We start from the raw sequence: 21,698 nt of genomic DNA, 5'->3' as shown, positions 1-21,698 counted from the left end.
ACGCGAGTAGCTCCAGCAGTCATCTCTTCCCGGTCTCCCGAAATCTTCTACACAAGATCAAGTCGGGACAACGTCAAGAGTGGCGTCAGCCACGTGGTCTCCACCGCAAGTCAGTTCCCACCTATAGCGCCCCGCAAGGAGCGGAAGGTCTTCCATTCGCCAAACGAGTGGGAGATCGATCTCGGTACCTTGCGGCAGGCCTGGCGGGCGCCCGACTTCAATCTGTCCTTCGACCCGAACTTCGCGTCCTTCTTCCCCGACACGCACGACGTTGCCATCGCTGTCTCGCAGCTCAAGGATGAGAGTGTGTCGCTCATTCGTCTGCACCCAAGGGACAAGCAACTTCGCAGCTACCGAGAAGTCGAAAGTTGGGCGGACCTGGAACAACCGAGAGAACCCGCCTCCCATTATGTAGAGCTTGCCGTTCAATTCCTCGGCGAAGTCGCAGAGGAGAAGAAAGCCCTTCATCGCGCTCCGCTGAACTCCAGCGGCATACGAACAGGATCGTAAGTCGCTGAGGTGCGAGTGCTGCTCTCGAACCGGGGGAACACGCCGAAGTCGATGACAGAGTCAAAGCGATCTCGAGTCACTTCATCTCGCCACGTCGACCAGTCGATCAGTGCGTCGATATTCCGGCTTCGCACACCAAGCACGATAGCTTCAGCCGTGTGCCCCTCCGTGTCGTCGACAACTACTCGTGTACCACGCTCAGGTACCAGCGCGCTTGCTCCCACTACGTAGTCGAGTGAGAGCGTAATTTGGTCACCTCGGACACTCTGGAAGTCGCCAAGTAGCTTCATCGGTCACCCCGGTTCGGTTGTGGGAGCGCTAAAGACGGAATCAAGTGCTTCCCATGTTGCGTCTTGCAAGTCTGTCAGGACTATATCGAAGTGGGGTTCGTCCCAGGTAGGGATCAGCTGAAATCCCCGGTCAAGAAGGGCGCCAACGGTGGTTACTCGAATCTTGCGATATTTGGGCGGCGCGATCTCGGCTGTGTGATGCCAAATCTGATCTGCACTCGCGCCGTTTCGCGCAAACACGGAGAGCCCATAAAAGCCGTAGTCATCGAAGTTCGCGCTAGCCGACGCCTCGACCGACGCTCGCGGCATCATTCCACCTCGAACGACTACTGTCTCTCGTTCAAGCGGCGGCTCTGCGTCCCGCACAACGAGCGGCACCGCGGCCGTCACTGGGCCCGTGGGTTCTCGAGTTGCGCCATCGTTCGGGATCCTATCGTTATCACCGACGAGAGCGCTGCCGCCCTCCGCGCTGCGCGCTCCGGTTGCCCTCGGCATCGTGTCCCAGGGTCGAGCGCGGCGGGCGCGAGTGGGACAGGCGGGGTGCGCACGTGCCGCACGCGGCACCACTTCGCCCCCCGCCTGTCCCACTCACACCCATTCGAACATCGACCACGGCGGCGAGATCTCCGACCGCACCGCGACCAGCGAATGGACAGCAAGCTCTGGCGCGAACGCCAGGAATGCATCCAGAGCCGCTTCCGCAGTGAAGGGCGAGTCCCGTAACACCACCGACCGGCTCACCAGCGGTACCGAATGAATCGCGGAGGTGTATGTCCCAATCCGGGAGCGGTTCGTCGGCTATGTGGTTACGCGTGATGCACATCATTGGTCTTCCTTTCATGGCGCCGACCAGCCCCGCGCGGTCAGCTCGCGCCGCGAGCGCGCCGCGAGGTCTTCCAGTGGAGCGGGCGGGGGTGCCGGCGCATCGACGCCGGCCTCATCACGCATCCGGGATTCCCACCACGCGCGCCGTAGCCGGCGCTGCACAGTACGAGTCAGGCCAGTGAACGACCAGCCGGTCCGTCGCTTCGTGCGCCGGGAAGCGCTGACGACTTGAGAGCGCGACCCGAAGCGCTTATGGACGAGGTTCAGGCAGTCCTGAGGCTGGCAGCCGGGGGCGCAACGCATTTGGCGCGCCGCAACGCCGAGGGCGACCTGATGCCGCCACACGTCGACGGGTGCGTTCTCGGACGCAGTGGCCACATCCTTGAGGACATAGTTCAGCGCTTTGGACAGATACCAGATCGTCTTGGCTCCGTCGCCGTCTGTGCGAAAGGCATCACAACGCGCTTGATCGCCCCATTCGACGAGCACCCCCGCGTCAACCCGAGACACCGCTGTCGCCGTCCGCGCAGCGTCGCGCAGTACGTCGGGCGAAGGAGCCTCGAAGCGAGCGACTCGGATGATCGCATGCACGTGCAGGACCCCCCGATCCTGCCATTCGCGGACGATGAAGTACTCGAGCGAGTCCCACCGATCCCGCATCCGCCGCCGCGTGCGATCCCACAGCAGACCGGCATCCCGGTTCCAAGCGACCTGTCCCGCGTAGTCGTACTTGCCGCTGTCGAGCGGCACGCCGCGCAGCCTGGCATCCGTCGCGGAGTGCTCGAGCCCGCACCCGCACACCCCGACCCGCCGCCCGCCCTCGCGGGGCACTCGGTGCACCCGCCCGAACGACGGAGCGGTGAGCGTCAGCAGGTAGAAGCGGAACTCGGCGACCGGCCCGTCGAAGACACCCGACCGGGCGATCGCAGCCCAGTCACCTCGGTAGAGCTCGGCGCAGGATTCGCACTTGGACTTGATCCGTGACCCGCAGCGCACCCAGACACCTGTCGCGGTGCGGATGGGGGAGGAGCACCCGCGAGCAAGCACCGTAGCGCGGGCTGTTGCGTCTTCTTCGGTAGTAGCTCGCATAGCGAGCGGCTACGGGTACACGACTCATAATCGTGAGGTCGCGGGTTCAAGCCCCGCTCCCGCTACAGACAGCAGGTCAGGCGCCGAGTTTCTTCGAGGCCTTCTTCGCCGCGGAGTCGATCGCCTTGCGGGCCTGGTTCCGGGCCTTCCGCAACGACGGGTCGTCCCACAGCTCCTTGGCGGCGTGGCTGATCTCGCGGTAGCGGGCGCGCCCCGCCTTCGCGCCGGCCACGTAGGCGACGAGTCCCACGGCGATCACGAGCAGCCAGGTCTTCAGGTTCGACATTCGTGCACTCCTTCTTCTGTCGACGATGTCGCCGACGATCAGGTGCCCCACTGTAGGCGCGCTCCCCGGCGCGTGCCCGGGGGTTGACAGCCCCTGGGCTATCGCCCATATCCGCCGTGGGCGAACCGCGCAATCCCCTTCGCCGCACCGGTGCGTCGCGCGAGTCTGAATCCATGGATACGACAGCCAACCCCGACGACCAGATCCCCACGAGCGACCTCCCCGCGGTGGGACAGCAGCCCGACACCCAGGGTGCAGATCCCGTGACGGCCGAACTCGGCGACGACGGCCAGGGCGACATCGCTCCCGAGGACCTGCAGAACCCCACCGACACCGCGGAGCGCCCCGAGTTCACCGACGACGACAACCTCGCCTCCCCGCAGGACCTGCGCGTGTCGCTCCCGGTGGATGAGATCGCCGAAAGCGGCATCGAGGGCTGACCATGAAGGCGCTGACCTGGCAGGCCCGTCGTCGCGTCGAGGTGACTGAGGTTCCCGATCCCCGCATCGAGCAGCCGACCGACGCGATCGTCCGCATCACCTCGACCGCGATCTGCGGTTCCGACCTGCACCTCTACGAGCTGATGGGGCCGTTCCTCGACCGCGGGGACGTCCTCGGTCACGAGGCCATGGGCATCGTCGAGGAGGTCGGTGCCGGCATCCGGAACCTGCGCGTCGGTCAGCGCGTCGTCGTGCCGTTCAACATCTCCTGCGGCGAGTGCTTCATGTGCGTGCGCGGACTGCAGTCCCAGTGCGAGACGACGCAGGTCCGCGAGTACGGCTCCGGCGCCGCGCTGTTCGGCTACACCAAGCTCTATGGTCAGGTCCCCGGCGGCCAGGCCGAGCGCCTGCGCGTGCCGCTCGCGGACTACAACACGATCCCCGTCGGCGAGGAGCTCCCCGACGAGCGCTACCTCTTCCTCAGCGACATCCTGCCGACCGCCTGGCAGGGCGTGCAGTACGCGCACGTCCCCGACGGCGGCACGCTCGCCGTGGTCGGGCTGGGTCCCGTCGGCCAGTTCGCCGCGCGGGTCGGACGTCACCTCGGCTACGACGTCATCGGCATCGACCCCGTGCCCGAGCGCCGCGCCATGGCCGAGCGCCACGGCATCCGCACCCTCGATCAGGAGGGTGCCGTCGATGCGGTGCTCGACGCGACGGAGGGGAGAGGGGCGGATGCCGCGGTCGACGCCGTCGGCATGGAAGCCCACGGCAACCCCGTCGTCAGTGCCGCTCATCACGCGATCGGCGCCCTGCCCGCGCCCGTCGCGCAGCCGCTGATGCAGGCGGCGGGGCTGGATCGCACCGCCGCGCTGATGAGCGCGTTCGACATGGTGCGCCGCGGCGGGACCGTCTCGATCAGCGGCGTCTACGCCGGTGAGGCCGATCCCATCCCGATGAAGTCGCTGTTCGACAAGCAGGTCACCATGCGGATGGGCCAGTGCAACGTGAAGCGGTGGACCGACACGCTCATGCCGCTCGTCGAGGACGCCGCCGACCCGCTCGGCACGCAGGACCTCGTCACCCACCGGCCCGCGCTCGCCGACGCCGCGGGCTTCTATGAGCTGTTCCAGAAGAAGGAGGACGGCTGCATCAAGGTGGTGCTCCAGGCATCCTGACGCCGCCGCGTCGGGACGCCCGCGGCCGGCGTCGCGACCGGCGGAACCCCGCTCAGTCGCGCAGCCGCTTGCGCAGGAACACCTGCGCGGTGCCGTCGCCCTGATCGACCCGCTCGGTCTCGACGTATCCGCAGTCCCGGTACAGGCGCAGGTTCGCCTCGCTGAGGCTTCCGGTGAACAACTCCGCCTCGGCCGCCCCGGTGGATTCCTCCGCCGCGGCGAGCAGGCGTCGCCCGATCCCCGCCCCCTGCATGTCGGGTGCGATCGCGATACGGCCGATGAGCAGCAGATCATCGGCGGTGCGGGTGCGGATGACGCCGACGAGGCGTCCCCCGATCCGCGCCACCCAGCCGTCCGCTCCCTCGAGTTCTGCCTCGACCTCCGCCAGCGTCTGCGTCAGCGGTGACATGTCGGCGCTGCCGTAGATCTGTGCCTCGCTGACGAACGCCGCCCGCTGGATCGTGAGGACCTCCCCGGCATCCGACGGACGCAACGGCAGGATCCGCACCTCCGGATCGTGCTCGCCGCGGGCGTCGCGGGCGTCGCGGGCGACGGTGCCGGATGCCGCGGCATCCGCCTGCGCGGTGACCCCCTCCGCCAGCGCCGCCACGGCGGCGCGCACGCTCAGCACTACGACGTCGGCCGGGTCGCCCTCGAAGCGATGCGTCGACGTCGTGACGCCGTCGACCGTCGCCAGCCCGAGATGCACCTCACCCGCCGGGTGTCCGTCGCTCGGCTCGGGGCCGCCCACGCCCGTGACGGTGACGGCGACGCAGACATCGACGGCGAGCAGCTCCCGCCCGTGGGTGGCGAGCTGCGCGGCGCAATCGGGGGTGCTGGGGTCGAGCCCCTCCGTCACGCGCAGCAGCGACGTCTTCGTCGCGACGCGGTAGGCGACGACGCCGCCGGCGAACCACTCCGCCGCGTCCTCGCCCTGCCCGAGGGCGCTCGCGACGGCGCCGCTCGTGAGGGACTCGATGGCCGCCACGGTCATGCCCGTCCGGGTGCAGTCGGCGGCGATGCGGGCGACGAGGGCGTCGGTGCTATCCATGCCCCGACGTTACCGGTGGCGAGGGGATGCCGAGGTCGTGATCCTGCGGCGGGCCCTGCACGCCGACCCCGAACTGGGGCTCGAGCTGCCGCGCACGCAGCAGAAGGTCCTTGCCGCGCTCGAGGGACTGCCGCTGGAGATCACGACCGGCACCCGCACGACCTCCGTCGTCGCGGTGCTGCGCGGTGCGCACCCCGGTCCCGTCGTGCTCCTGCGCGGCGACATGGACGCCCTCCCCATCGATGAGGCCACGGGCCTCGACCAACGGCAACATGCACGCCTGCGGCCACGACCTGCACACGGCCGGTCTCGTCGGCGCCGCGAAGCTGCTGTCGGTGCGCCAGAGCGAGCTGCACGGGTCGGTGATCTTCATGTTCCAGCCGGGGGAGGAGGGCCACGGAGGAGCGACGGTCATGCTCGAGGAGGGCCTGCTCGACGCCGCGGGCGACCGACCATTCGCCGCGCGTGCTGTTCGACGACGCGGTCCTCGGCGACCAGGCGGCGGCGCTCGCGACGGTCGCGTGCGCGCGCACGGCACAGGCGTGAGGGCTTAGCAGAGTCGCGCTGCGGCCGTCAACCGGTGGGCACGAGCGGCCCGTCCCGCGTAGCGTGACACGTGCAACATCAGATGGCCGCAGGGTCGAGTCGACGGCGTTCGGGTCGCCCGAGCTCCCCGCAGCCATCGAGAAGGCCCCGGCGGATCCCGCCCGGGGCCTTCTCCGCGTTCACGGGCACGTGCGTGTCGGGGGCCGGCGCTAGCATGGACCGTCCCCTCCCGATGCAATGGAGTCGCGCATGCTCGGAAAGCTCCTCGTCCGCTATCTGTGGACCTACAAATGGTGGCTGCTGGGCGTCCTGGTGTTCCAGTTCGCCTCCGCCATGGCATCCCTGTATCTGCCGCGTCTGAACGCGGACATCATCGACAAGGGCGTCTCGACCGGCGACACCGGGTACATCTGGTCGCGCGGTATGTTCATGCTCGCGATCGCGCTCGGGCAGATCATCGCCTCGATCATCGCGACCTACTTCGCGGCGCGCGCCGCGATGAGCGCCGGCCGCGACATCCGCCGTGACGTCTACGAGAAGGTGAGCGGGTTCAGCGAGCGCGAGGTCTCCTCGTTCGGCGCGGGCACACTCATCACCCGCAACACGAACGACGTCCAGCAGGTGCAGATGCTCGCGATGATGGGCGCGACGATGCTCGTGACGGCGCCGCTGCTGGCGATCGGCGGCATCATCATGGCGCTGCAGCAGGACGTGGGCCTGAGCTGGCTGATCGCCGTCGCCGTCCCGGTCCTGCTCGTGATCGCCGGGTTCATCATCAGCCGGATGGTGCCGCTGTTCCGCCAGTACCAGAACAAGCTCGACGGCGTGAACCGCGTCATGCGCGAGCAGCTGACGGGCGTCCGCGTCGTCCGCGCGTTCGTCCGCGAGCGCATCGAAGAGGCCCGCTTCCGCGTCGCGAACACCGACATCATGATCGTCGGCCGCAAGGTCGGCTCCCTGTTCGTCATCATGTTCCCGCTCGCGATGCTCGTGCTCAACGTCACGGTCGTCGGCGTCATCTGGTTCGGCGGCATCCAGGTCGACGCCGGCACGGTCCAGATCGGCACGCTGTTCGCCTTCATGCAGTACGTCGGGCAGATCCTCATGGGCGTGCTCATGGCGACGTTCATGACGATCATGATCCCGCGCGCCGCGGTCTCGGCCGACCGCATCGGCGAGGTCCTCGACTCGAGCGACGCCCTGGTCCGGCCGGAGAATCCGGTCGGCTCCTTCCCGACGCCGGGCACGGTCGAGTTCGACGATGTGTCGTTCACCTACCCCGGCGCCGAGGCGCCCGTCCTGCAGGGGATCTCGTTCCGAGCGGATGCCGGGGAGACGGTCGCCGTCGTCGGCTCGACCGGCTCGGGCAAGACCACGCTCGTCTCGCTGATCCCGCGCCTGTTCGACGTGACCGGCGGCAGCGTCCGCGTCGGCGGCGTCGATGTGCGCGAAGCCGACCTCGACCGCATGTGGGAGGGCATCGGCTACGTGCCGCAGCGCGCCTTCCTGTTCACCGGCACCGTGGCGTCCAACCTGCGCTTCGGCCGCGAAGAGGCGACCGACGACGAACTGTGGCACGCCCTCGAGATCGCTCAGGGGCGCGACTTCGTCTCCGAGATGGAGGGTCAGCTGAACGCCCGCATCGCGCAGGGCGGCACCAACGTCTCCGGCGGCCAGCGTCAGCGCCTGTCGATCGCCCGCGCGATCGCGCACCGCCCCGACATCCTCGTCTTCGACGACTCGTTCTCCGCGCTGGACGTGACGACGGATACCCGGCTGCGCCAGGCGCTCTGGCGAGAGTTGCCGCAGGTGACCAAGATCGTCGTCGCGCAGCGGATCTCGACGATCACCGACGCCGACCGCATCATCGTGCTCGACGACGGCCGCATGGTCGGCTCCGGCACCCACGACGAGCTCCTCGCCTCGAACGAGACCTACCGCGAGATCGTGCAGTCGCAGCTGGGAGTGGACGCATGAGCCCTTCGACAAGCACAGGCCCTTCGACAAGCTCAGGGACCGAGATGACCGAAGAGGAGCGCTACGAGGTCGAGCTCGCCGAGCAGGCGCGCCTGAACTCCGGCGACTGGGACTCGGTCGCACCCGGCAAGGCGTCGAACTTCCGGCAGAGCTTCTTCCGCATGATCGGACTGCTCGGCCCGTACAAGTGGGTGTTCGCCCTCGTCTCCCTCCTCGGTGCGATCGGGGTCGTGCTCGCCGTCGCGGCGCCCAAGGTGCTCGGCGAGGCGACCAACGTCATCTTCGAGGGTGTCGTGTCGGCATCGCTGCCCGCGCAGTTCGCGGGCATGTCGCAGGCCGAGGTGATCGAGGCGCTGCGCGCGGCCGGTCAGACGGACATCGCGAACATGGTCGCCGCGATGCAGAACTTCCAGGTCGGGGCCGGCATCGACTTCGAGCGGCTCAAGTGGGTGCTCGTGGCCGCGCTCGCGATCTACGTGGCCTCGGCCGTGCTCACCTGGATTCAGGGCTACGTCATCAACATCATCATGGTGCGCACGATGTGGCGCCTGCGCGAGCAGGTCGAGGCGAAGATCAATCGCCTGCCGCTGTCGTACTTCGACCGTGTGCAGCGCGGCGAATTGATCTCGCGCGTCACGAACGACATCGACAACATCACCCAGACCATGCAGCAGTCGCTGTCGACCGCCGTCACCAACGTGCTGACGGTGGTGGGCGTGCTCGTGATGATGTTCTCGATCTCGTGGCAGCTGGCGATCGTCGCGCTGGTCGCCTTGCCGCTGATGGCGGTGGTGTTCGGCATCATCGGGCCGAAGTCGCAGAAGGCGTTCAACACGCAGTGGCGCAAGGTGGGACGCCTGAACGCCCGCGTCGAGGAGTCGTTCTCCGGCCACGCGCTCGTGCGCGTCTACGGACGCGAGAAGGACTCGCGGGAGAAGTTCCAGGAGGAGAACGAGGATCTGTACCAGGCCGCGTTCAAGGCCCAGTTCCTCTCGGGGCTGATGATGCCCGCGATGATGTTCATCGGCTCGCTCAGCTACGTCGGCATCGCCGTCCTCGGCGGACTGATGGTGGCCTCCGGCCAGCTGCGGCTCGGTGACGTGCAGGCCTTCATCCAGTATTCGCAGCAGTTCACGCAGCCGCTGTCGGAGCTCGGCGGCATGGCCGCGGTCGTGCAGTCCGGCACCGCGTCGGCCGAGCGCGTGTTCGAGCTGCTGGACGAAGACGAGCAGGAGCCGGATGCCGAGGACGCCCCCGCGCTGCGGGGCGGCCGCGGTGTCATCGAGTTCGAGCACGTCGTGTTCAGCTACGCGCCTGACAAGCCGCTCATCCGCGACCTGTCGTTCCGGGTCGAGCCCGGCCAGACCGTCGCGATCGTCGGCCCCACCGGCGCCGGCAAGACGACGCTGGTGAACCTGCTGATGCGTTTCTACGAGCTGGACGGCGGGCGGATCCTCCTCGACGGGCAGGACATCGCCGAGCTCACCCGCGATGACGTGCGCTCGCGCACCGGGATGGTGCTGCAGGACCCGTGGCTGTTCGCGGGCACGATCCGCGAGAACATCCGGTACGGCAATGAGTCGGCATCCGATCTGGAGATCATGGAGGCGGCCGTCGCCACCCGCGTCGACCGCTTCGTGCACTCGCTGCCCGACGGCTACGACACCGTCCTCGACGAGGATGCCGCGAACGTGTCGGCGGGCGAGAAGCAGCTCATCACGATCGCGCGGGCGTTCGTCGCGCAGCCGAGCGTGCTCATCCTCGACGAGGCGACGAGCTCCGTGGACACCCGGACCGAGCTGCTCCTGCAGCACGCGATGTCGGCGCTGCGCGAGGGACGCACGTCGTTCGTCATCGCGCACCGGCTGTCGACGATCCGCGATGCCGACCTCATCCTCGTGATGGAGCACGGCGACATCGTCGAGAAGGGCACGCACGACGAGCTCATCGCCGCTGAGGGCGCGTACTGGCGCCTGTACCGGTCGCAGTTCGAGCAGGCGACGACAGCCGACGAGCCCGGCGACGAGGTGCACGCGTGAGCGCGGCGGCGGCGCCCCGCCGTCGCGACGCGCGCTTCGTGCTGTCGTGCATCGGCGTGGGGCTCGCGGCGGGCCTGCTGTCCGGGCTGTTCGGTGTCGGCGGCGGCACGGTGATCGTGCCGATGCTGGTGCTGCTGCTGCGCTTCGACCAGCGGCTCGCCGCCGGCACGTCGCTCGCCGCGATCGTGCCGACGGCCGCCGTCGGGGTGGTCTCCTACGCGGTGCACGGCTCGGTGGCCTGGATCCCGGCGCTGATCCTCGCCGCCGGCGCGGTCGTGGGTGCTCAGATCGGCACGTGGCTGCTCGCCCGAATCCCGCAGAACGCGCTGCGCTGGGGCTTCGTCGCCTTCCTCGCGGTCGTCATCGTCATGCTGTTCGTCGTCGTGCCGTCCCGCGACGCCGAGCTGGTCCTGACGCTGGGATCGATCATCGGACTCGTCGCGCTGGGGCTGTTCACCGGGATCATGGCGGGGCTCCTGGGAGTGGGCGGCGGCGTCATCGTCGTGCCGGCGCTCATGTTCCTGTTCGGCACGAGCGACCTCATCGCGAAGGGGACGTCGCTGCTGATGATGATCCCGACCGCCGTCTCGGGCACCGTCGGCAACCTGCGCCGCGGCAACGTCGACCTGCTCGGCGCGGGCCTCGTGGGCGTCGCGGCCTGCACGACGACCGCCGTGGGCGCGTGGCTCGCGACGCTGATGTCGCCGCTCGTGGCGAACATCCTGTTCGCGGTGTTCCTCGCCTTCATCGCCGTGCAGATGGCCGTCAAGGCGATCCGCGCGCGCCGTGCGCGCTGACCCTCGCGCCGAGACGCGACGAGTCGGGCACCCGCGCCTCGCTCGGTAGGATCGAGGTGTGTCCGTGAATCCTGAGCTGGTCGGCCGCTCGTTCCCGCCGACCGCGCCGTACCTCGTCGGCCGTGAGAAGGTGCGCGAGTTCGCGCGTGCCGTCTTCGCGGATGCCGCGCAGCACGTCGACCCTGACGCCGCGCGCGCCCTGGGCTACGCCGATGTCGTCGCGCCGCCGACGTTCGCGATGGTGATCCAAGATCTCACGCTGCAGCAATTGCTCGCCGAGGAGGATTCGGGCATCGCGCTGGAGCGCACCGTCCACGCCGAGCAGCGCTTCCGCTACACGCGGCCGATCGTCGCGGGCGACGAGCTCGTCGCGCAGCTGCAGATCACGAACGTCCGCCCGTTCGGCACGGGGGCGATGGTCACGAGCGAGGCCGAGATCACGGATGCCGGGGGCGCGCACGTCGTCACCGCGACATCGGTGCTGCTGATCGGAGGCGAGGACGCATGACCACCGCGACAGGTCCCGAGACCGGCGCCGCTCTGGCCGTCGGCGACGTCGTCGCCGAGCGCACGGTCCATCTCACGCGCGAGTCCCTCGTGCGCTACGCCGGCGCCTCCGGCGACTTCAACCCCATCCACTACCGCGACGACGTCGCCGAGCGCGTGGGCCTGCCGGGTGTGCTCGCCCACGGCATGCTCACGATGGGCCTCGCCGTCGAGACGGTCGTGGCGTGGGCGGGTGACGCGGGTCGCATCCTCGAGTACGGCGTGCGTTTCACGCGTCCCGTCGTGGTGGACGCCGAGGCGGGCGCCGACCTCGTGATCACGGCGAAGGTGGGCGCGCTCGACGACGACACCGCCCGCATCGACCTCACCGTCGCGTTCGACGGCACCACGGTGCTCGGGAAGGCGCAGGTCCGCGTGCGCCGACACGCGTGACCTCTGCCACCATGCCCCAGATCGCTCCGATCCCGCTCGCGCAGCTGACGACGCTGCGCGCCGGCGGCATCCCCGCTCGCATGGTCGAGGCGCGCACGCGCGACGAGCTCATCGATGCGCTCCGCGAGATCTGGGCGGCGGGCGACCCCTGGCTGGTCATCGGCGGCGGCTCGAATCTGCTCGTCGGCGATGAGCCCTTCGAGGGAACCGTCGTGCTCGTGCGCACCCGCGGCATCGAACGCCTGCCGGCGCCGGAGGGTCGGGTGCGCCTGCGGGTCGAGGCCGGACACGACTGGGACGACCTCGTCGCCTACGCCGTCGCCGAAGGCCTCGCCGGCATCGAGGCGATGAGCGGCATTCCCGGCAGCGCCGGTGCGGCTCCCATCCAGAACGTCGGAGCGTACGGCCAGGAGATCGTCGAGACGCTGGTGGAGGTCGAACTGCTCGACGAGGCCACCGGCGAGGTGGAGGTGGTGCCGGCATCCGATCTCGGACTCGGCTTCCGCACTTCCGTGCTCAAGCATCACTACGGCGAGGTCCCGCGGCGCAGCGGAGTGATCGTGTCGATCACGCTCGAGCTGCGCGAGGTGGGTCACGGCGAGGTCCCGGTCGGCGGCATGCAGCTGCGGCAGGCGCTGCGCCTCGAACCGGATGCCGTGGTCTCGCTGCGCGGGATCCGCGACACGGTCCTCGCCACGCGCGCCGCCAAGGGCATGGTGCTCGACGATGCCGATCCCGACACGCACAGCGCCGGCTCGTTCTTCCAGAACGCGATCGTCTCGGCATCCTTCGCCCGGACGCTCCCGCCGGAGTGCCCGCGCTGGCCACTGGCGCCGAGCGTCGACCCCGTCACGGTCATCCCGCTGGCCGTTTTCGACGGCATCGTGCCGCCGCCGGTGTCGTCGCAGCCGGACGTCAAGGTCAGCGCGGCGTGGCTGATCGAACACGCCGGCGTCGGCAAGGGCTTCCGGCTGCCGCGCTCGCGCGCGGCGCTGTCGACCAAGCACGCCCTCGCGCTCACCAACCGCGGGGGCGCGACGGCGGGAGAGCTCGCCGAGCTCGCCCGCTACATCCAGCAGCGGGTGCAGAGCGAGTTCGGTCTGCTCCTGCAGCCCGAACCGGTGCTCGTCGGCGTCGAGCTGTAGGCCGAGGGGGCGGGTCAGCCGAACAGCTGCTGCAGCCGCTGGACGCCCTCGAGGAGCTGGTCGTCGCCCAGGGCGTACGACAGCCGCAGGTATCCGGAAGGACCGAACGCCTCACCGGGAACGACGGCGACCTGGGCTTCGTCGAGGATGAGGTCGGCGAGTTCGAGCGTGGTGTTGACCTGCGTCCCGCGCCACGAGCGCCCGAGCAGTCCCCGCACGTCGGGGTAGACGTAGAACGCACCCAGCGGGTTCGGCACCGCGACGCCCGGGATCTTCGCCAGCTCGGCGACGATGAGCTTGCGACGGCGGTCGAAGGCCAGGCGCATCTGCTCGGCCTCGGTCTGCGGACCGGTGAGCGCGGCCAGCGCCGCGCGCTGCGCGATGTTATTGACGTTCGAGCTCAGGTGCGACTGCAGGTTGCCCGCGACCTTGATGGCGTCGGCGGGGCCGACCATCCAGCCCACGCGCCAGCCGGTCATGGCGTACGTCTTCGCGACGCCGTTGACGAGGATCGTCTGGCCGGCGAGTTCCGGAACGGCCTCGACGATCGAGACGGCGCGCGCGCCCTCGTAGACGAGGTTCTGGTAGATCTCGTCGCTGATCACCCAGATCCCGTGCTCGAGCGCCCACTGCCCGATCGCCTTCGTCTCCTCGGGCGTGTACACCGAGCCGGTCGGGTTCGAGGGGGAGACGAACACGAGCACCGTCGTCTTGTCGGTGCGGGCGGCCTCGAGCTGCTCGACGGTGACCTTGTAGTCCTGGTCGGCCCCCGCGAAGACCTCCACCGGGATGCCGTCGGCCAGCGCGATCGCCTCGGGATAGGTCGTCCAGTACGGCGCCGGCAGCAGCACCTCGTCGCCCGGGTTCACCACCGCCTGGAACGCCTGGTACACCGCCTGCTTGCCGCCGTTGGTCACGATGACCTGCGCGGGCGAGACCTCCAGGCCCGAGTCGCGGAGCGTCTTCGCGGCGATCGCCTCGCGCAGCACGGGCAGGCCCGCGGCGGGCGTGTACCGGTAGTTCGCGCGGTCGTGCAGCGCTTCAGCGGCGGCATCCACGATGAACTGCGGCGTCGCGAAGTCCGGCTCGCCGGCCGCATACGAGATGACGGGCTTGCCCTCGGCCATGAGCGCCTTGGCCTTCGCGTCGACCTTGAGGGTCGCCGACTCGGCGATGGCGGACAGCTTGCGGGAGAGCGGGGCGCGATGGATCACACGCCCAGCGTAGTCGGGGAGGTCAGCCGCCGGTGGCCGGCTTCTCGTCCGTCGTGCCGAACAGCCCCCGGCCGTGCTGCTGCAGGGCGTCGTAGGCCTCGCCGTAGGTGGTCGGCACCGGCTCGCCAGGCGCGTACTTCGCCATCAGCAGTCCCAGCAGCCCTCGGGCGGGGGAGGTGAGGGGGCGCGCGCGATGGGCGTCGGTGGTGTCCTCCGCGACCGCCTCGGGGTTCGGCGGCTGCCACAGCGCGACCGGCTGCGGCCACGTGTACGGCTGCCGCGGATGCGCGAGGCCCACCGCGTTGTCGATGGTGCGCGCGCCGTCGTCCCGGGCGGTCAGCGGCTTGAGCCCGTGTTGCCGGCAAAGGGTCGCGATGACCGAGCCGTGGTGCATCTCGTCGTGGATGACCGCGCCCGCCGCGGTGTATGCGCTGACGACGATCGACGGCGCCCGCAGACCCAGCCGATCGAACGTGAAGCCCATCTCGCCCGCACCGCTGTCATCCGGCGGCGTCGCCTTCGGCGGGGCGACGTGGTCGTAGATGCCGCCGTGCTCGTCGAAGGTCACCACCAGCGCCGTGTTGACCGCGTTGGAGCCCGTCGTCGAGGCGCTCGTGCGGATCGCGTCGTAGACGTCCTGCAGCAGCTTGTCGCCGGCGCGCACGTCGGAGTACGCGCTGTTGTCGATCTGAACCGTCGTCCCGTCGTCGAGGGTCAGCGTGCCGTCCCGCAGCTCGCCCCACGGCGGATGCATGTCGTTGTGATTGAAGATCATGCGCGGCTCGATGAACGCATAAGCGGGCAGGTCGCCGGCCGCGGCATCCGCGTAGAACTGCGTCATGTCGCGGAAGTTCGTCTTCCAGTACTTCTCCAGCACCGGCGCGTGGATGAGGCCCGTCAGAGACACCAGCTGCGTCGGGTCGTAGTACACGCGCCAGGAGATGCCCGCGTCTTCGAGTCGGTTGAAGATCGTGGCGGATGCCGGGGCGTTGAGCCACTTCGCGTACGAGCCGTCGGTGTGGTTGACGACGAACCCGTGCGAGGTGGAGGCGTGGAAGAACGACCGGTTGCAGTAGGTCTGCGACGGCACCGCGGCGAACCACCGATCGTAGACGGCGAACTGGCGGGCGAGCGCGGAGAACACCGGCAGCATGTCGGGGGAGAAGCCGCCCATCGCCACCCGGTACTCCGCCGGCGTCGGCTCGCGGCGCATCGACGCACGGAAGTTGATGATGTAGTCCCGCACGAACCCCTCGTTCGTGGCGGTCGCGCCCGCCGGCGGAGCGTTGTAGGGCGCGCGCAGGCCGTGCGCGCGAAGGTCATCATTGGTCGCGGGGTCGACGACGTCGTAGAGCTGCGTGTTGACGTGCGGGTAGGTCTCGCCGGGGTCGGGCTGCGGCTGCTGCATGATGTGGTCGGTCGTGCCGGAGTACACGTGCGCGGGGATGCGGGTGCCGTCCGGCGCGGCGTTGGCATAGTCGCCCTGGGCGACGCCGTCGAACTCGGCCTGCGTCTTCTCGGCGGGGGAGTACACCCGCCCCAGCACGTTGTCGAAGCTGCGGTTCTCGAACATGAGCACGACGACGTGGTCGAACCCGGGTTCGGCGCGCTCGGGCAGCGGGGTGAACTCCGCGGGGGCCTCGGGACGGGCGCTGCCGGACGTCACGGCCCCGATGCCGAATCCGGCCCCGCCCGCGACGGCGAGAGAGGCCGCGCCGATGCCCGTCCGGCGCAGGAAATCGCGACGGCTCGTTCTGCCGTCTTCTCGGGCCGTCGACTCCATTCCGCACCCCCACGTCGTCTCCCTCAGCCTAAACAGTCGGCGACGTCGTGCTGGCCGAACGGCGTCCCTCCCCCGATCGGGGGATGGGCGCTCCGCCGGATGAGGGCTGTCGGCCGGGGCGTGCGGGGCGAACACTGGAACCATGACAGAACCAGCGGTGCGGGTCCGCGACCTGCGCAAGTCCTACGGCGATCGCATGGCCGTGGCCGGGCTCACCTTCGACATCGAGCGCGGCGAGACCTTCGCGCTCCTCGGGCCCAACGGGGCCGGTAAGTCCACGACGATCGAGATCCTCGAGGGGTACCGGCACCGCACGGCGGGAGACGTGAGCGTCCTCGGCGCCGATCCGGGGAGCGCCGACCGCCGCTGGCGGGAGCGCATCGGCATCGTGCTGCAGACGGCGGGACAGGCGGGGGTGTTCACGGTGCGCGAGCAGCTGCGGCAGTTCGCCGGCTACTACCCGCGCCCCCGCGACGTCGACGAGGTCATCGCCGCCGTCGGCCTGACGGCGCAGGCCGGCACCCGCATCGCGAAGCTCTCCGGCGGCCAGCAGCGTCGCGTCGACGTCGCGCTCGGCATCATCGGGCGCCCCGAGCTGCTGTTCCTCGACGAACCCACGACGGGCTTCGACCCGCAGGCCCGGCGGGTGTTCTGGGAACTCATCCGCTCGCTGCAGAGGGACGGCACGACGATCCTGCTCACGACGCACGACCTCGACGAAGCCGCGCAACTCGCCGGCCGCGTCGCCGTCGTCACCCACGGCACACTGTGCGCGATCGGGCCCGTCGATCGCATCGGCGGCGACGACGCCCGCATTCCGCTCGTGACCTGGACGGAAGCCGGCGCCCGTCGAGAGCAGCGCACCACCGAGCCGCTCACCTTCGCCTCCGCGCTCGCCGCGCGCCTCGGCGGCGAGCCGAAGGACCTGCAGATCCGCCGCCCCACCCTCGAGGAGATCTACCTCGGCCTCGTCGCCGCATCCGCGGCATCCGACCTCGCCGGCGTCGCCACGCCCGCCGGTCTCGACGAAAGCAGCCATTCATGAGCACCGCCACCCCGGGCACCACCGCCACCCTCGGCACCACCCTGGCGCTCGGCGCGCACCGCGCCGGCTACGAACTGCGCGGCTACTTCCGCTCCTCCGACACACTCTTCTTCACCTTCCTGTTCCCGGTGCTCATGCTCGGGCTGTTCAGTACGGTGTTCGGCGGCTCGGGCGACATCACGGGCGGCCCGGGCGTGCCCGCGATCTCCGCCGCGCAGCTGTACCTGCCGGGGATGATGGCGGCCGGCCTGCTGCTCTCGGGGTTCCAGAACCTCGCGATCGACATCGCGACCGAGCGCTCCGACGGCACGCTCAAACGGCTCGGTGGCACGCCGCTGTCGCCGGTGTCGTACTTCGCCGGCAAGCTCGGCGAGGTGCTCGTGACGGGGCTGCTGCAGGCGGCGCTGCTGCTGGCCGCGGCCGCGTTCATCTTCCACGTCCCGCTGCCGAGCACCGTCGAGGCGTGGGGGACGTTCGCGTGGGTGTTCCTCCTGGGACTCACTGCGTCGGCACTTCTCGGGATCGCCGTATCGGCCCTGCCCCGCAGTGCCCGCAGCGCGAGTGCGGTCGTCGTTCCCATCGGCCTCGTGCTGCAGTTCGTGTCGGGCGTGTACCTCTTCTTCTGGCTGCTGCCGGACTGGCTGCAGAACCTCGCGAGCGTCTTCCCGCTGGTGTGGATGGCGCGCGGGCTGCGCGCGGTGTTCCTGCCCGCGGAGTACGCGACGCTCGAACCCGGCGGCGAGTGGAACCTCGGCTGGGTCGCGCTCGTGCTGGCCGGGTGGCTCGTGATCGGCGTGATCGTCAGCCGGCTGACGTTCCGCTGGAACCGCCGCGACGCGTAACGTGAGCCGGTGATGACCGTTCCGCCCGCCCCCGGCCCTTCCTCGCGCGCCCTCGTGCCGACGCGTCTGGGGTGGGATGCCGCGGTCATCGCCGTCGTCGGACTGACCCTCGCCCTCGCGTGGCTCGCCGACCCGCCGCAGCCTGCCGGCGGACTTCTGCTGCTGGCCGGGATCGGGCTGCTCGTCGGCGCGTACCTCGGGTTCTTCCGGCTGTGGCGGCCCGTCCCGGCGGCACGGGCCGAGGCTGGCGGGACGGCGGGGGCGCACCCGGAATCGGCACCGCGGATGTGGGGGTTCGTGGCGGCGGCCGCGGTCGCCCTCACGCTCGCGTGTGCGGCGAGCCCCAACGGCGCCTTCCTGCAGGCGCTCGCCTATCCGGTGCTGTGGACCCTTGCGGTGCGGGTGCGCGACGCCGTGATGGGGTGCGTCGTCATCGGCCTCGCCGTGTGCGTCGGGATGCTGATCTCCACCGGCTCGCTCGTGGCGGCCTCCGCCTCTGGGCTCGTCTCGCTCGGGTTCGCGATCGCGATGGGCCTGTGGATCAGCCGGATCGCGGAGTACGGCAACGAGCGCGCGGCGCTCGTCGACGAGCTCGTCGCGGCGCAGGAGACGGTGCGCGCGCTGAGCGCGGCGCAGGGCGCGTCGGCCGAGCGGGAGCGGCTGGCCCGCGACATCCACGACACCCTGGCGCAGACCCTCGCCGGACTCGTCCTGCTGAGCGAACGGGCCGCCGCGCAGGCGCGCCGCGGCGAACCGGCTGACGCCGCGGCCACGATGGACACCGTCGAGCGCACTGCCCGCGAGGCGCTCGCCGAGGCGCGCGAGATCGTCGCACGGACGGCCGCCGTCCCGGCCGATGCCACGCTCGGTCAGGCGCTGCAGCGGCTCGCCGAGCGGTTCCGCGTCGAGACGAGCCTCGTGGTGCACATCGACGGCACCGAGGCGCTGCCGACCCTCGACCCCGAGACGCAGGTCGTGCTGCTGCGATGCGCGCAGGAGGCGCTCGCGAACGTCCGCAAGCACGCCGCGGCGCGCCGCGCGCGGCTGGAGCTGTCGTCCGATGCCGCGCAGATCGTCCTCACCGTCGCCGACGACGGCCAGGGGTTCGACCCCGCGGCATCCCGCCATGGATTCGGACTGGACGGCATGCGCGAGCGCGTCGCGCTGTCGGGTGGGACGTTCGAGGTCGTCGCGGCGCCGGGGGAGGGCACGCGCCTGACCGTCCGGCTGCCGCTGCGTGAGCGTGCTGCGGAGGTGGACGCGTGATCCGGCTGCTGGTCGTCGACGACCACCCCATCGTGCGCGCCGGACTCGTCGCCGTGCTCGCCGAGGAACCCGGCCTCGAGATCGTCGGTGAGGCCGCCGATGGCGACGAGGCGGTGCGGATCGCTGCCGAGACCCATCCGGACGTCGTTCTGATGGACCTGCGGATGCCGGGCGTCGACGGCGTCGCGGCGACTGCCCGGCTCGCCGCGGGCGAAGCCGGAACCCCCGCGCCGCGGGTGCTCATCCTCACTACCTACGAGACCGACGAGCAGATCCTCGCCGCGGTCGAGGCGGGCGCCGGCGGCTACCTGCTGAAGGCGGCGCCGCGCGCCGAGATCGTCGCCGCGATCCGCTCGGTGGCCGCCGGGCAGAGCGCGCTGTCGCCGCAGGTCGCCGTGCGCCTCGTGGAGCGGATGCGCCGGCCGGCCGCCGAACCCGTGCTGACGCCGCGCGAGCTCGACGTGCTGCGCCGGGTCGCGCAGGGCCGCAGCAACCGGCAGATCGGGGTCGACCTGGGCATCGGCGAGGCGACCGTGAAGACCCACCTGCAGAAGGCGTTCGACAAGCTCGACGCCCCCGACCGCACCCGCGCCGTCACGCGGGCGATGGAGCTCGGCCTGCTGCCCTGACGCGCTCGGCGCACGACGGCCGAGCGCGTGGCTCCGCCGCCCCGCCCCGCCGAACCCTCGCCGCTCCGCGGCCGAACCCTCGCCGCCCCGCCCCGCCGAACCCTCACCTCCAAGCCGAACCCTCACGGCCAGGCGCGCCTGAGCGTGAGGGTTCGGGTCGGAGACGAGGGTTCGGCGACCGGCTCGGACTGTGATCAGCCGAACTGGTTCATCGTGTTGTCCTTGCCGCCGGCCTTGAGGGCGGCGTCGCCGGCGAAGTACTCCTTGTGGTTGTCGCCGATGTCGCTGCCCGCCATGTTCTGGTGCTTGACCGTCGCGATGCCCTCGCGGATCTCGCGACGCTGCACGCCCTTCACGTAGGCGAGCATGCCCTCGTCGCCGAAGTAGCCCTTCGCGAGATCATCCGTCGACAGCGCGGCCGTGTGGTACGTCGGCAGCGTGATGAGGTGGTGGAAGATGCCGGCACGCGCCGAGCCGTCCTTCTGGAACGAGCGGATCTTCTCGTCGGCCAGGCGCGCGAGCTCGGTGTCGTCATAGGCGACGTTCATGAGGTCGGCGCGGTCGTAGGCGGAGACGTCCGCGCCCTCCTCGACGAGGGCGTCGTAGGCCTGCTGGCGGAAGTTCAGCGTCCAGTTGAACGACGGGCTGTTGTTGTAGACGAGCTTCGCGTTGGGGATCTCCTTGCGGATCTCGTCGACCATGCCGGCGATCTGCGCGATGTGCGGTTTCTCGGTCTCGATCCACAGCAGGTCGGCGCCGTGCTGCAGCGACGTGATGCAGTCCAGCACGCATCGCGCCTCGCCGGTGCCGCGTCGGAACTGGTAGAGGTTCGACGCCAGGCGCTTGGGCCGCAGCAGCCGCCCCTCGCGGCGAATGACGACGTCGCCGTCACTCAGGTCGCCCTCGCCGATCTCCTCGACATCGAGGAACGCGTTGTACTGGTCGCCCAGGTCGCCGGGCTCATGCGAGACGGCGATCTTCTGCGTGAGGCCGGCGCCGAGCGAGTCGGTGCGGGCGACGATGATGCCGTTGTCGATGCCGAGCTCGAGGAACGCGTAGCGGACGGCGTTGATCTTCGCGAGGAAGTCCTCGTGCGGCACCGTGACCTTGCCGTCCTGGTGCCCGCACTGCTTCTCGTCCGACACCTGGTTCTCGATCTGGATCGCGCAGGCGCCCGCCTCGATCATCTTCTTCGCGAGCAGGTACGTCGCCTCGGGGTTTCCGAAGCCGGCGTCGATGTCGGCGATGATCGGCACGACATGCGTCTCGTAGTTGTCGATCTGCGACTGGATGAACTCGACCGCCGTCTCGTCGCCGGCCAGGCGCGCGGCATCCAGCTTCGTGAACAGCAGGTCCAGCTCACGGGCATCGGCCTGACGCAGGAACGTGTAGAGCTCCTCGATCAGCGCCGGCACCGCCGTCTTCTCGTGCATCGACTGGTCGGGCAGGGGGCCGAACTCGGACCGCAGTGCGGCGACCATCCACCCCGACAGGTAGAGGTAGCGCTTGTTCGTGGACTTGAGATGCTTCTTGATCGAGATGAGCTTCTGCTGCCCGATGAAGCCGTGCCAGACGCCCAGCGACTGCGTGTAGGCCGACGCGTCGGCGTCGTACTCGGCCATGTCGCGGCGCATGATGTCGGCGGTGTACTGCGCGATCTCGAGCCCGGTGCGGAACCGGTTCTGCGCCCGCATCCGGGCGACGGACTCGGGATCGATGGCGTCCCACGCGGGCCCATTCGCGGCCTTGAGCGCCTCGATGGCGCGGATGTCGTCTTCGTAGGTGGTCATGTCCGTATCTCCTCGGT

The 21,698-nt window shown here is 69.8% G+C and carries 19 protein-coding genes and 1 pseudogene; 13 read left to right on the top strand and 7 right to left on the bottom strand.

The genetic code is table 11. The annotated features are described in order from the left end of the window. Positions 1-57: 57 nt before the first annotated feature. From ACPYN4_RS08250 to ACPYN4_RS08240, 3 genes are all read right to left on the bottom strand, one after another. Complete coding sequence (locus ACPYN4_RS08250) at positions 58-408, bottom strand: DUF6941 family protein (protein ID WP_424446185.1); 351 nt, start codon at positions 406-408, stop codon at positions 58-60. Positions 409-1,637: 1,229 nt separating this feature from the next. Next, a complete protein-coding gene (locus tag ACPYN4_RS08245; protein WP_424446093.1) occupies positions 1,638-2,714 on the bottom strand; it encodes a replication initiator in 1,077 nt (358 codons plus the stop codon). Between the two features lie 76 nt (positions 2,715-2,790). After that, positions 2,791-3,000: a hypothetical protein gene (locus tag ACPYN4_RS08240; protein WP_076689633.1), complete on the bottom strand. Its 210-nt coding sequence runs from the start codon at positions 2,998-3,000 to the stop codon at positions 2,791-2,793. Between the two features lie 173 nt (positions 3,001-3,173). Between ACPYN4_RS08240 and ACPYN4_RS08235 the strand changes: the two genes are divergently transcribed. Together ACPYN4_RS08235 and ACPYN4_RS08230 are read left to right on the top strand one after the other, a co-directional pair. Further along, positions 3,174-3,440, top strand: a complete 267-nt coding sequence (locus tag ACPYN4_RS08235; protein WP_424446092.1) for a hypothetical protein — start codon at positions 3,174-3,176, stop codon at positions 3,438-3,440. A gap of 2 nt (positions 3,441-3,442) precedes the next feature. Continuing rightward, positions 3,443-4,618, top strand: coding sequence for an alcohol dehydrogenase catalytic domain-containing protein (locus tag ACPYN4_RS08230; protein ID WP_424446091.1), 1,176 nt, complete (start codon positions 3,443-3,445; stop codon positions 4,616-4,618). 52 nt (positions 4,619-4,670) lie between these two features. Here the strand turns inward: ACPYN4_RS08230 and ACPYN4_RS08225 are convergent, their stop codons facing one another. After that, on the bottom strand, positions 4,671-5,669 hold the full coding sequence (locus ACPYN4_RS08225; protein WP_424446090.1) for a GNAT family N-acetyltransferase: 999 nt from the start codon (positions 5,667-5,669) through the stop codon (positions 4,671-4,673). Here ACPYN4_RS08225 and ACPYN4_RS08220 point away from each other — a divergent pair. From ACPYN4_RS08220 to ACPYN4_RS08190, 7 genes and pseudogenes are all read left to right on the top strand, one after another. Next, positions 5,668-6,211 (top strand): annotated as a pseudogene (locus ACPYN4_RS08220) (M20 metallopeptidase family protein); the annotation flags it as partial. The gene ACPYN4_RS08225 and the pseudogene ACPYN4_RS08220 sit on opposite strands and share 2 nt — an antisense overlap. Positions 6,212-6,464: 253 nt before the next feature. Beyond that, positions 6,465-8,192: an ABC transporter ATP-binding protein gene (locus tag ACPYN4_RS08215; RefSeq protein WP_424446089.1), complete on the top strand. Its 1,728-nt coding sequence runs from the start codon at positions 6,465-6,467 to the stop codon at positions 8,190-8,192. Positions 8,193-8,236: 44 nt separating this feature from the next. Beyond that, positions 8,237-10,231: an ABC transporter ATP-binding protein gene (locus tag ACPYN4_RS08210; RefSeq protein WP_424446088.1), complete on the top strand. Its 1,995-nt coding sequence runs from the start codon at positions 8,237-8,239 to the stop codon at positions 10,229-10,231. Further along, positions 10,228-11,028 carry a sulfite exporter TauE/SafE family protein gene (locus tag ACPYN4_RS08205; RefSeq protein WP_281653199.1) on the top strand — a complete coding sequence of 267 codons (801 nt, stop codon included), beginning with the start codon at positions 10,228-10,230 and terminating at the stop codon, positions 11,026-11,028. The genes ACPYN4_RS08210 and ACPYN4_RS08205 overlap by 4 nt, the downstream gene beginning before the upstream one ends. 58 nt (positions 11,029-11,086) lie before the next feature. Further along, a complete protein-coding gene (locus ACPYN4_RS08200; RefSeq protein ID WP_239280028.1) occupies positions 11,087-11,536 on the top strand; it encodes an FAS1-like dehydratase domain-containing protein in 450 nt (149 codons plus the stop codon). Next, positions 11,533-11,967, top strand: coding sequence for a MaoC/PaaZ C-terminal domain-containing protein (locus ACPYN4_RS08195; protein ID WP_076689648.1), 435 nt, complete (start codon positions 11,533-11,535; stop codon positions 11,965-11,967). The genes ACPYN4_RS08200 and ACPYN4_RS08195 overlap by 4 nt, the downstream gene beginning before the upstream one ends. A gap of 11 nt (positions 11,968-11,978) precedes the next feature. Then, complete coding sequence (locus tag ACPYN4_RS08190) at positions 11,979-13,112, top strand: UDP-N-acetylmuramate dehydrogenase (RefSeq protein WP_281653200.1); 1,134 nt, start codon at positions 11,979-11,981, stop codon at positions 13,110-13,112. A gap of 14 nt (positions 13,113-13,126) precedes the next feature. Here the strand turns inward: ACPYN4_RS08190 and ACPYN4_RS08185 are convergent, their stop codons facing one another. Together ACPYN4_RS08185 and ACPYN4_RS08180 are read right to left on the bottom strand one after the other, a co-directional pair. Next, positions 13,127-14,326, bottom strand: a complete 1,200-nt coding sequence (locus tag ACPYN4_RS08185; protein ID WP_281653201.1) for a pyridoxal phosphate-dependent aminotransferase — start codon at positions 14,324-14,326, stop codon at positions 13,127-13,129. Between the two features lie 22 nt (positions 14,327-14,348). Further along, positions 14,349-16,109 (bottom strand): alkaline phosphatase family protein, encoded by a 1,761-nt coding sequence (locus ACPYN4_RS08180; protein ID WP_281653202.1) that lies wholly within the window; start codon positions 16,107-16,109, stop codon positions 14,349-14,351. Positions 16,110-16,251: 142 nt separating this feature from the next. Between ACPYN4_RS08180 and ACPYN4_RS08175 the strand changes: the two genes are divergently transcribed. Genes ACPYN4_RS08175 through ACPYN4_RS08160 form a run of 4 tightly spaced genes read left to right on the top strand, consistent with a single transcriptional unit; the run spans position 16,252 to position 19,891 of the window. Then, positions 16,252-17,154, top strand: coding sequence for an ABC transporter ATP-binding protein (locus ACPYN4_RS08175; RefSeq protein ID WP_281653203.1), 903 nt, complete (start codon positions 16,252-16,254; stop codon positions 17,152-17,154). Further along, on the top strand, positions 17,151-17,996 hold the full coding sequence (locus ACPYN4_RS08170) for an ABC transporter permease (protein WP_239280018.1): 846 nt from the start codon (positions 17,151-17,153) through the stop codon (positions 17,994-17,996). The genes ACPYN4_RS08175 and ACPYN4_RS08170 overlap by 4 nt, the downstream gene beginning before the upstream one ends. Before the next feature lie 12 nt (positions 17,997-18,008). Then, complete coding sequence (locus ACPYN4_RS08165; RefSeq protein WP_281653205.1) at positions 18,009-19,262, top strand: sensor histidine kinase; 1,254 nt, start codon at positions 18,009-18,011, stop codon at positions 19,260-19,262. Continuing rightward, on the top strand, positions 19,259-19,891 hold the full coding sequence (locus tag ACPYN4_RS08160) for a response regulator (RefSeq protein ID WP_076689658.1): 633 nt from the start codon (positions 19,259-19,261) through the stop codon (positions 19,889-19,891). Before ACPYN4_RS08165 ends, ACPYN4_RS08160 begins: the two co-directional genes overlap by 4 nt. Before the next feature lie 194 nt (positions 19,892-20,085). Here the strand turns inward: ACPYN4_RS08160 and ACPYN4_RS08155 are convergent, their stop codons facing one another. Then, positions 20,086-21,681 (bottom strand): isocitrate lyase, encoded by a 1,596-nt coding sequence (locus ACPYN4_RS08155; protein ID WP_281652283.1) that lies wholly within the window; start codon positions 21,679-21,681, stop codon positions 20,086-20,088. Positions 21,682-21,698: the final 17 nt, after the last annotated feature.

Origin of the sequence: Microbacterium sp. CH-015, from assembly GCF_049707015.1 — a bacterium.
Taxonomy (GTDB): domain Bacteria; phylum Actinomycetota; class Actinomycetes; order Actinomycetales; family Microbacteriaceae; genus Microbacterium; species Microbacterium aurum.
The sequence above is the reverse complement of the archived record's forward strand: the minus strand, read 5'-3'. Positions and strand labels throughout refer to the sequence as shown.

Coding starts and splice junctions, on each gene's coding strand:
- ACPYN4_RS08170 (WP_239280018.1), top strand. CDS start 17,151: ATGAGCACCGCCACCCCGGGCACCACCGCCACCCTCGGCACCACCCTG.
- ACPYN4_RS08230 (WP_424446091.1), top strand. CDS start 3,443: ATGAAGGCGCTGACCTGGCAGGCCCGTCGTCGCGTCGAGGTGACTGAG.
- ACPYN4_RS08235 (WP_424446092.1), top strand. CDS start 3,174: ATGGATACGACAGCCAACCCCGACGACCAGATCCCCACGAGCGACCTC.
- ACPYN4_RS08180 (WP_281653202.1), bottom strand. CDS start 16,109: ATGGAGTCGACGGCCCGAGAAGACGGCAGAACGAGCCGTCGCGATTTC.
- ACPYN4_RS08215 (WP_424446089.1), top strand. CDS start 6,465: ATGCTCGGAAAGCTCCTCGTCCGCTATCTGTGGACCTACAAATGGTGG.
- ACPYN4_RS08190 (WP_281653200.1), top strand. CDS start 11,979: ATGCCCCAGATCGCTCCGATCCCGCTCGCGCAGCTGACGACGCTGCGC.
- ACPYN4_RS08165 (WP_281653205.1), top strand. CDS start 18,009: ATGACCGTTCCGCCCGCCCCCGGCCCTTCCTCGCGCGCCCTCGTGCCG.
- ACPYN4_RS08250 (WP_424446185.1), bottom strand. CDS start 408: ATGGGAGGCGGGTTCTCTCGGTTGTTCCAGGTCCGCCCAACTTTCGAC.
- ACPYN4_RS08195 (WP_076689648.1), top strand. CDS start 11,533: ATGACCACCGCGACAGGTCCCGAGACCGGCGCCGCTCTGGCCGTCGGC.
- ACPYN4_RS08155 (WP_281652283.1), bottom strand. CDS start 21,681: ATGACCACCTACGAAGACGACATCCGCGCCATCGAGGCGCTCAAGGCC.
- ACPYN4_RS08240 (WP_076689633.1), bottom strand. CDS start 3,000: ATGTCGAACCTGAAGACCTGGCTGCTCGTGATCGCCGTGGGACTCGTC.
- ACPYN4_RS08245 (WP_424446093.1), bottom strand. CDS start 2,714: ATGCGAGCTACTACCGAAGAAGACGCAACAGCCCGCGCTACGGTGCTT.
- ACPYN4_RS08225 (WP_424446090.1), bottom strand. CDS start 5,669: ATGGATAGCACCGACGCCCTCGTCGCCCGCATCGCCGCCGACTGCACC.
- ACPYN4_RS08175 (WP_281653203.1), top strand. CDS start 16,252: ATGACAGAACCAGCGGTGCGGGTCCGCGACCTGCGCAAGTCCTACGGC.
- ACPYN4_RS08210 (WP_424446088.1), top strand. CDS start 8,237: ATGACCGAAGAGGAGCGCTACGAGGTCGAGCTCGCCGAGCAGGCGCGC.